General features: G+C 42.6%; 7 protein-coding genes. 3 read left to right on the top strand and 4 right to left on the bottom strand.

The window, feature by feature from the left end; genetic code table 11:
- Positions 1-385 precede the first annotated feature (385 nt).
- From M3085_RS11940 to M3085_RS11930, 3 genes are all read left to right on the top strand, one after another.
- Entirely contained in the window at positions 386-2038 is a 1653-nt protein-coding gene (locus M3085_RS11940; RefSeq protein WP_249053103.1) for a tetratricopeptide repeat protein, read from the top strand.
- A gap of 562 nt (positions 2039-2600) precedes the next feature.
- Positions 2601-3017, top strand: a complete 417-nt coding sequence (locus tag M3085_RS11935) for a hypothetical protein (RefSeq protein WP_204501389.1) — start codon at positions 2601-2603, stop codon at positions 3015-3017.
- 67 nt (positions 3018-3084) lie between these two features.
- Positions 3085-3441 (top strand): DUF805 domain-containing protein, encoded by a 357-nt coding sequence (locus M3085_RS11930; protein ID WP_191709936.1) that lies wholly within the window; start codon positions 3085-3087, stop codon positions 3439-3441.
- A gap of 192 nt (positions 3442-3633) precedes the next feature.
- Here the strand turns inward: M3085_RS11930 and M3085_RS11925 are convergent, their stop codons facing one another.
- The 4 genes from M3085_RS11925 to nanU form a co-directional block, all read right to left on the bottom strand.
- Complete coding sequence (locus tag M3085_RS11925; protein WP_204501390.1) at positions 3634-4512, bottom strand: DMT family transporter; 879 nt, start codon at positions 4510-4512, stop codon at positions 3634-3636.
- Between the two features lie 258 nt (positions 4513-4770).
- Positions 4771-6840: a GDSL-type esterase/lipase family protein gene (locus M3085_RS11920; RefSeq protein ID WP_249053102.1), complete on the bottom strand. Its 2070-nt coding sequence runs from the start codon at positions 6838-6840 to the stop codon at positions 4771-4773.
- A 2-nt stretch (positions 6841-6842) separates the two neighbouring features.
- Entirely contained in the window at positions 6843-7505 is a 663-nt protein-coding gene (locus M3085_RS11915; protein WP_249053101.1) for an SGNH/GDSL hydrolase family protein, read from the bottom strand.
- An 81-nt stretch (positions 7506-7586) separates the two neighbouring features.
- Complete coding sequence (nanU, locus tag M3085_RS11910; RefSeq protein WP_204501393.1) at positions 7587-9152, bottom strand: SusD family outer membrane lipoprotein NanU; 1566 nt, start codon at positions 9150-9152, stop codon at positions 7587-7589.
- Positions 9153-9162 lie beyond the last annotated feature (10 nt).

Here is a 9162-nt window from a genome sequence, read left to right as displayed (position 1 = left end):
ACTCTAAGAGCCTGTTTTAAACAGGTTCTAAAACATCAGGCAAGTTACAGATTGTAATTACTATTTCATTGGGTAGGGATTGGTAAGTGTCAATTTGATAGCCTATTCCCGGTAGTTTCATGTAAAAATACGTTTTTTGTTTTCTCTTATACCTTGAAAACTTCTTTTAAGGGAGCGTAGTGTAAATTGAACCCTTGCATGAATTTTTTTGTTTAAGAATATGAGGGATGAGTCAGTTTCTTTATCGGAAAATTTAAATAAGTTCTAAACCTTTTGTTTTAAGTTATTGTTCTTTATGGAATTTTCAACGTATGGTAAGGTATTGGTGCTTAATTAAATTCGTAAAAAAATCATGTTATCAGAGTTAATTTAAAACGTAGAATAGATGAATTTAAAAATACATATTTTTGTCGTAATGACAGTTCTATGCCTGTTTTCCTGTACCCGTCGGGGAAGTGGTGGTTATAGTACGTCATTGTTGATGCTTGAGGATTCGCTGAATGCCATGCCTGAAAAGTATCTGAATCGGATCATTGATATCGATACAGCTTCTTTGAACAAAGCCGATAAAGCACTTTACTATGCTTTGTTGGTTCAGGCTAAGGCGCTTGTTCCCGATACTCCCCTGCAACTTTCAAACCAGTCGGACGAAGCGTTATCCTATTTCTTGGGGCAAAAAGATTCTGCCCGCCTGTGCAGTCTGTATTTCTCTTTGGGGAAAGTATATGCAGACAACTATGCGTTTTTCAGAGCCAATAGCAGTTATAATCAGGCCGAAAAGTATGTAAGAAATGACAGCCGGATGCTTTTTTCCATCAAATTGGGAGAAGCCTCTATTTATCATTTTAAAATGATGTATCGGATGGAAGAAGAATGTTTGCAGCAAGCCCTGCACATTGCGGTTCTGTTAAAAGATTCTGTTCTTACGGCAGAAGCACTGCACGAGTTGGCGAAACTTCATCTGACGGAGAATAATTATTCCGAATCCGACAATTACTTACGCAGGGCATTGCAACTGTTGCCTTCCCGTAAATCGGCGTTGCGTGCTGAGTATTATAAAGATTTAGGCAAGATTTATTTGGCTATGAACAAGCTCGATTCTGCCTTATATTATGTCGATATCGCTTTACAGAATGATAGCTCATTTAATTTTAAGCTGTCGTGTAACCTGATTCAAGGGAATATTTTTTTGAAAATGCATCGGCTTAATGACGCCGAGCGGATTCTGATGCAAGACATTGACAAACTTCCTTTGAACTGGAAACGAGATACTTATTATAAAATGTCATTGCTGAAGGATGCCGAGAAAGATTATCAGACGGCTTTTCTTTATGCGAAGAAAAGTATTGGTTGCAGAGATTCGCTGGATATGAACAACAAGATAGGATATATCAGTAATCTGAATGCCTTTCAGGAGCACGACCGTCAGCAGCAGAGGATTGTCCGAATCAACATGGAACTTGCCGAACAGAAACTGGCTTATTACAAGCTGGCTGTGAGTTTGTTCTTGATTCTCGGGGTGGGAATCTTGATTGTGTATCGTGTGAAACGGGCGAAAAGAAAAATCGAGGTGACGCTGAAAGAAAAAGAAGAGATTATGGTCGATCTTCAGAATAGCAGGTGTGAGGCAGAACATCGGTACCAGCAGGAAAAAGATGACCGTGAAGCCCTTGAGGTGGAGTCGCTTAATCAGCGCACGGAGTATTATAAGAGGCTCAATGCGCTTACAGTCCCGATTTTGATAAAAAGTCAGAACTCGCAGGGCTTTATGCATCTGAAAAAAGAAGACTGGGATATTATAGTCCAGAACACCAATGCTTGTTTCAATAATTTCACGTATCGTTTGAAAGAAGCGTTTCCGCAGTTGACGTCAGAGGAGGTACATTTTATCTGTCTGTTGAAAATGGAGCTGCCACTGTCTCTGCTTTCGGATGTATATCATATTGCTAAGGGGAGCATTTCGAGAAAGAAAATGCGCTTGAAAGAAAAGATGAAAATCGAGAACATGACGCTCGATGATTTTATCAGACAATTTTGATATTCCCCGAAAACGCTACCGTTAGCGTGGGTTATCCCATGCGGTAGAGTTGACCATTTCTATTCGAAAGGCTGACCGGTTCTTCCGTTAGAGTTTTTCATTCTCCTGCACTAATCGTAAAATGCTTGAAACGAGCTTTTTATGAGTTTGAATAAATTCAAAATTTTCTGCCCGCAGGTGTCATGGATTAAGTATTGGCTTTAACGGAAGGATGGGGGCAGACCGTTTTTCCGGGAAAATATAAATGGGTGTGTTGGTTGATGGCGTATATTGCCTGTTGGGGTAATGTACACGCTTGTCTTGTGTAATCATCTGCATATTAGTGTTTTATGAAATTTATTTGTCTATCACGGTTTTTTCTTTCTTCATGTAAGGGGGCGTAATTTTGCACCCGTAATTTATTGAAACAGGCTTTTAGGAGAATCCTACCAAATATAAGAGCCTGTTTAAATTTTCCAATAAGTTGTTTTTATCAGCTTCCTTTTGAGTTTGTTTCCAGTCTGTTCTTCGAAAACAATTCTCAAACTAAAGCCGAGCAAAATTTAAACGAACTCTAAAAGCGATGCAAAAATTAATGTTTATTCCCAGCATGATTTGTTACGTGCTGGCGTGTTATTTCCCTTCATTTATCGTAGAAGGAGAAGGCTATCCGGAAGTGGGAGGCTGGTTTCTTTCTCTTTTCGGATGGGTGGGCTTGGTGATGGACAGCAGTTTGTTGAGCCTCTTCTATTTTTCATGGTTTGCTAATGTTACTTACCTCTTTGCTATAATTAGTTTGTTGCATAACCGGTCTAAATCTTTCCACATTTGGATGGTTTGTACGTTTGTATTAGGGATGAGTTTTCTGTTCTGTCCTTCGGTCATAAAAGACGAGTCGGGACAGATGTTTGCCATCGATTCGATGACTATCGGGTATTACCTTTGGATAGGCAGTTTTTTCTGTCTTTGGATGGGCGGATTATGTGCCTTGAAGCGGTGAGAACAAAAGAATGTTTTATTTGTTATAATGACATAATGTTTACGTGCCTTTATAGATTAATGTAAAAATGAAAGAATTTATCCGAATGCTTAAAAGTTGGGACAATTGGTCCGGTCGGGCGTGTCGTAGAGAATACTGGATGTCTGTACTGATTCTTGTAATCTTTATTTTTGCGGCATGTGCTCTCGATGCTTTGGCAAATACAAAATTTATGTTTGTCGGAGTCTTGTTCCTCTTTTGCTTGATTCCGAGTTATGCTGTCAGTGTAAGGCGGCTGCATGATATAGGAAAAAGCGGCTATTGGTTATTCATTAACTTAGTGCCTTTCGGATGTTTTTGGTTTTTATATTTAGTGCTTCAAGATAGCGATCCCGGGAGGAATCGCTATGGGATAAATCCTAAAGAAATTAAGAGCCTGTTTTAATTTTCCGATTAAGTGTTTTTATCCGCCCCTTCTGAGTTTGTTTCCGGTCTGTTCTTCGAAAACAATTCTCAAACCGAGGCAGAGCAAAATTTAAATAGGCCCTGATTGAAATTGGATTTGTGGTATTTAAGAAAGTTAAAATGTTTTGCTGTCCCCTTAATCAGTTTGTACTGATGCAGGGGACAGTGTTTTTTATGGCTCCTGTTTGCGGGTAGCGATGTATATGCCTGTCAGTATCAATATCATTCCTCCCAGTGCTACGAGGGTTATTTGTTCGTTAAGAACTGCATAAGCTCCCAGCATGGTGGCAAGCGGATTCAGATAAAGATAATTGGAACTCTGTATGACTCCCATTTTGCTTACTACTATATTCCATAACAGATAACAGCCTAATGATGCTGCAATCCCAAGAAACAGCAAATTCCCTAAAATGACCGGAGTTACTAACAGGTCGAAATCCATGAACAAAGGTTGGATTAAAAACACGGGCAATATGGTTAAGATGCCATAGAAAAACACTTTGCGCGTTATGAATATCGAAGAATAGCTGTTGGTTATCCGCTTGATTATTAAGCTGTATACGCCCCATAAAAGAGATGCCGATAAAGCCAAGAAGTCGCCTGTGGGAGATAGTTTGAGCACAACGTTTCCGTTGAATATAACCAACCCTACTCCCAACAGTGCGGCTAAAGAGCCGTAAACGAATCTTTTGGTAAACTTCTCGTTGCGCGTACACAATACGGTTAGAATGGTTGCTGATAGTGGCGAGGTGCAAATAATAAAAGACACGTTAGATGCTTGTGTCATCTGTAAAGACAGGTTTTGCAGGAAGAAGAATAGCGAACCACCGGTTATTCCGCCGGCCATCATATACAACTCATCTTTCCAATTATCTGCGAATAGCTTTAACGGAGAAATCGTCCAGATGCCGATATAGGCTAACAAGAAGCGGTAAAAGAAAACATCTTGAGGGGAAAGTCCGTAGTTGATGAGTATTTTGGTAGAGATAAAAGTTGTGCCCCAAATAAATACAACTGCAATAGCAATCAGTTGATAATACCTCTGTTTCATTTCAAAAAAAGATGTGAGTCGTTTGTTTTTTTCGTGCGAAAATATGTCTTATGCGTAAAATAATCAATCGGAATACTTGAAATGTACATGATATAAAAAGTTATATCATTGGTTTATAGTTATTTAATAATTTTATTTGTACATCTGTTTAGATAGGATTTAATGGAAAAAAGATTGGTAGTGATTCTTAGAGGCCGCTTCGTTTGTATATTGAAGCGACCTCCGGAATCACAGTTTATATGAAAAAAGGTAGGGTTTTTATCGGATGATTCCCCGGAAGGTGGATGCCGGCAGTCCGTCGCCATTTACCAGATTAGCCCGGGTAAACGGTTGCCATCCATATCGAACAAACTTCGGATGTTTTACCTTGTCTGTATAGAGGATGACTTTGTTTTTTCTTATTTCGGCTCTGGCAGGGAAATAAAAGCCTTCGTAGGTTGCCACTTCGAAATGCGTAAGCGGTTTCCCATCCGAAGTGTGTAAGCCTTCGCCGTAAGCAAACTCTACCACTACGGTATCGTTTTCCAGTGTGGCGCGTTTGAATAGAGGCCCCGACGGTACTATCGCTTTGCCATATTCGCGGCAAAGCGCCCATCGAGCCAAGCGTTCTCCTATCGGCCGTTTGTCGGTAGGATGTACATCAAGAGAATCTCCTTTGTCGGACGAAACAGCCATTCCGGTGTATGGAATATCTTGCATAAGCAGTCGCTGGCTGTCGCGGAACCACGTCCACGAAGGACGGTTAAGGCTGGAGAGTTGAACAAAATAGAACGGCAGTCGTGCATTGTTCCACTGCTTTCTCCATCCTTCCACTAACAGTTTAAACAGCCGGCTGTGTGCCTGCATGTTATGCGCGTTCGATTCTCCCTGATACCAGATAACTCCTTTTATCGGATATTTTTCGAGTGGCAGGATACCGGCTTCATACAAGTAACACGGCTCGTACGGATGCCGCTTGAAGGGGGATGTGCTTCGCTTCAGGTTCAGTAAAGCCCGTTCGCGTGCCCATTGCTGGGTAAAGTCGTTGGTCGTCCAGTCTTTGAGGATAGCCGGAAAATTTGCCTCCAATGAAAAACGGTCCGTCCATGATTCGGTAGTAGAACCTCCCACGGCATTACAGATGAGTCCGACGGGCACGTGCAGGCTGTCTTGAAGCATCTTCCCGAAGTAATAAGCTACTGCCGAAAAGTTGGCAGCCGAAACAGGCGTACATGTTTGCCATGTCGTTTCTTTGTAATACATCAGCCGGCTCGCCGAATCGATGGCCTGTTCTGTCCATTCGGAAGCATCGGTTTTCCATCTGCCCTGCATGTTAAACAGACGGATGTCCGGATTCGTAGCTTGCGGTATGGCAGACGCCGCGTTCCGGTCTTGTTTCAACATAAATTCCATGTTCGACTGTCCGGAACACAACCAGACTTCCCCCGCTGCCACGTTTCGGAACGTTTGGGAGGTTTCCGGTGTGCTGACCGTCAGCGTGTAATTGCTTCCCGCCCGTATCGGGTCTATTGTCACTTCCCATCTTCCATTCTTTCCGGCAGTTGCCGTTTTATGCTGTCCTGCAATCTTTACGGTTACATGAGTACCCGCATTCGCCATTCCATGTATGCAGAGGGCGGTATCTCTTTGTAACACCATGTTGTCTGAATAGGTGGCAGGTAGTTGCAATCCGCCGTAATTCCCCGTAATGGCAGCATATACGGTCTTTGCCAAAATACCTGCTCCCTCTTCGTTGGGATGAATGGCATCGGGAAACAGATTAGGGAAAGGATAAAGCGGTGTATGAAAATCAATCAGTTCCGCTCCGCTGATTTCCGACACGGTTTTGATAGCCTCCTGTATCTCTTTGTGCCATTGCTGCGTACCCGACATGAAACGTGGATGTCTGTCGCCTATCGGAGTAATGTAAGCAATCAGGATGCGGCATTGCGGATTGACTTCTCTGAACGAATCAATCAGGCGAAGATAATCTTTCACGAAGTTATCTCGATAATCAGGCCAATCACGCGGGTCGGTATCGTTTACTCCCAAATGAATAACAACAATATCTGCTGCAAACCGAAGCGCATTCTGATACTCCTCCTGCTTCCGGTACGGGCGATGCCCCTTTTCAAGCAAGGTAGCTCCTGGTTTCCCGAAGTTGCCCACCCGGAATCTGTCGCCCAACATATTCTGAAGCTGAGCAGGATAAGACATCTTCATTCTGTCAACGATTCCCGTTCCATAGGTAATGCTGTTTCCCACGCAAGCCACCTTGACGGTTTCGTCAGCTTGCGTCCAGACAGTAATCCAAGAACAAAGAATAAGCAAAACAAAGAATCGTTTCATGGCTATTTTTTAATATAAGGAGTGATAATCGTTTTCCAAAGCAGATACCCTTTACCTAACAAGTGAAGTCCGTCGTTCGTATATTCGGTTTTCATCTGACCTTGTTCGTCAGCAAAATGAGAGAACAGGTCAATATAAGTCACATGTTCCTCTTGTGTCATTTGCCGGATAGCCCGATTGATATCCGGTATCATTTGCCAGCGCGAAGTGTGTCCCTCAAACATCTTGTAATGGGGAGTAACAGGAAGTAAGCTCTGTACAAAAAGTTCGGTATGTGGAGACTCGGCCTTTACTTTCCTGACAATATTCCGAATACTTTCCGTTATATTGTTCGCCGACTCTCCTCTCGGCACGTTGTTGATTCCGATAAGTAAGAATATCTGTGCGGGCTGCCCCTTGAGCAACACCGAAAGTCGGTCGTAAACACCTTCGGTGGTATCTCCGCTGATTCCCCGGTTTTTTACATGCGGATTATTGAACAGTTCGCTCCATTCTCCCCCGTCCGTAATGCTGTTTCCAACAAATAAAATATCATCGGCAGATACGGGTAACTGTTCAAACAATGTAGCCCGCTGATAGTAATATGTAGAATATTTCGGGGTGGCTTGTCCGAAAAGCGAAATATTGGCAGCAAGGCAACACAGGAGGAAAATAAGTTTTTTCATTTTCGAAAAGATATTTAGAGAAAAGCAAAAGAGTATCCTCACAAACTTAGGGAGGATACTCTTTTTCAAAGGACTACTTAATTAATTTTCATATCCGGGAGTTTGCTTCAGCGCTTCATTTTCTCCCAAAGTATTTTCATCAATCGGCCATAACAGGCGTGAAGCATTTGCGTTAGAATATTTCGTAGCATATTCATCACCCATCAGTCGGATGTCATACCATCTCTTTCCTTCGAACAAGAATTCTCTCATCCGTTCTTTCAGGATTGCTTCGAGCGGGTCTGCGTCACTTCCTACAAAGCGGTTGTTAGTGTAGAATGCAGCATCCGTATCGTTCGGATATGCCACTTCTGCTCTGTGGGCATTGAAATATTCTGTTCCGTATGCACGTTCGCGTACTTCGTTGATTTCTGCTGTGATGTCTTCTCCCAAGAATGCTTTTGCTTCCGCAAGAGCTAACAGGCAGTCGGCATATCTGTAGATGGGATAATCATCAAGCCAGCTTCGGGTAGCGTCACCTTCCAGCAATACACCTTGAAACTTATAAGGTATCGGTGCGCTGAATGTAATCTCTTTGGTATTTTCATTTTGTTGATATATACCTTTGATTGAATAACCTTTTCGGGTATCCCCGTCGCGGAACAGCTTGGTGTACAGTTCCTGTTCAACTTGGTAACGGATAAGACCGTTCATATCAGACATATCCGTTTGGCTCAGCGGGGTTCCGTTTTCATCACAATAAGAAGCAAAGAAGTTCTGGTTCATAACCATATTCAGTCTGTACTGGTCGTTCCACATCGTGTATTCGTTTCTTCCGTTGTGGATGGTGAAGATGATTTCTGAGTTCTCTTTGTTGTCATAAGCGAATACTCTGCTGAAATTGCTCTGCAATGTAACGTTGGCATTCTTTACGCTTTCCAATGCGTTTTTTGCCGTTGTGTAGTCGGTATTGCCTCCTCCCATGTGTCTGCCGCTCCACAGATAGACTTCTCCTTTCAGCATCATGGTAGCTGCTTTAGACCAATAACATTTGCCGTTTTTGAAAGAGTAATCATCGCCGAACGCATCTTCCGAACTTTGAATATCGTTCTTGATTTGCGTCATCACCTCGGTTGCGGGTGAAGCTGCTTTACTCATGTTTCCGATGTTGACAGAAGTTCCTTCCGTATAGTCAAGATGAAGAATAACATCACCCCATGAACGCAGCAGGTGGAAGTAAACGTATGCTCTCAATCCGTATGCCTGTCCCAGATAGTAGCTTCTGACATTGTCTGCCAATAAACCGGTTGATTCAGTATGGCTGATCATCAGGTTTAACTGGTTGATGATGGTATAAAATTCACCGTAGTTGCTGATTACCGGATTGGCGGCATTCAGTGTGTTGTCAATCATTCGTTCTACACCTTGTGTAGCTTCGCCGGTAAACGGATTGGTGTTGTAAATATCGGCACGCGGTTCTCCCAATTCGAAGATGGTGTACGTCCGTTCACGAAGCAAGCCGTGAAGACCCACGTTGAAGGCCTCGAATTGAGCTGCATCTTGCCAGTAGTTTGCATCCGTAATGCTGCTGACCGGTTCCATGTCCAGACATCCGGAGAAAGATGTAGCGATACATCCTGCTAAAATATAATTGAATATCTTTTTCATAACTTGTAGT

The sequence above is a fragment of the Bacteroides caecicola genome, assembly GCF_023337095.1.
In the GTDB taxonomy this organism is placed as follows: Bacteria; Bacteroidota; Bacteroidia; order Bacteroidales; family Bacteroidaceae; genus Phocaeicola; species Phocaeicola gallinarum.
Note: the sequence above shows the minus strand (reverse complement) of the source record. Positions and strands in the feature narration are given on the sequence as shown.

What these genes read in the sequence shown, in the direction of transcription:
- M3085_RS11940 (WP_249053103.1), top strand. Translation starts at nt 386, where the DNA reads ATGAATTTAAAAATACATATTTTTGTCGTAATGACAGTTCTATGCCTG.
- M3085_RS11935 (WP_204501389.1), top strand. Translation starts at nt 2,601, where the DNA reads ATGCAAAAATTAATGTTTATTCCCAGCATGATTTGTTACGTGCTGGCG.
- M3085_RS11930 (WP_191709936.1), top strand. Translation starts at nt 3,085, where the DNA reads ATGAAAGAATTTATCCGAATGCTTAAAAGTTGGGACAATTGGTCCGGT.
- M3085_RS11925 (WP_204501390.1), bottom strand. Translation starts at nt 4,512, where the DNA reads ATGAAACAGAGGTATTATCAACTGATTGCTATTGCAGTTGTATTTATT.
- M3085_RS11920 (WP_249053102.1), bottom strand. Translation starts at nt 6,840, where the DNA reads ATGAAACGATTCTTTGTTTTGCTTATTCTTTGTTCTTGGATTACTGTC.
- M3085_RS11915 (WP_249053101.1), bottom strand. Translation starts at nt 7,505, where the DNA reads ATGAAAAAACTTATTTTCCTCCTGTGTTGCCTTGCTGCCAATATTTCG.
- nanU (WP_204501393.1), bottom strand. Translation starts at nt 9,152, where the DNA reads ATGAAAAAGATATTCAATTATATTTTAGCAGGATGTATCGCTACATCT.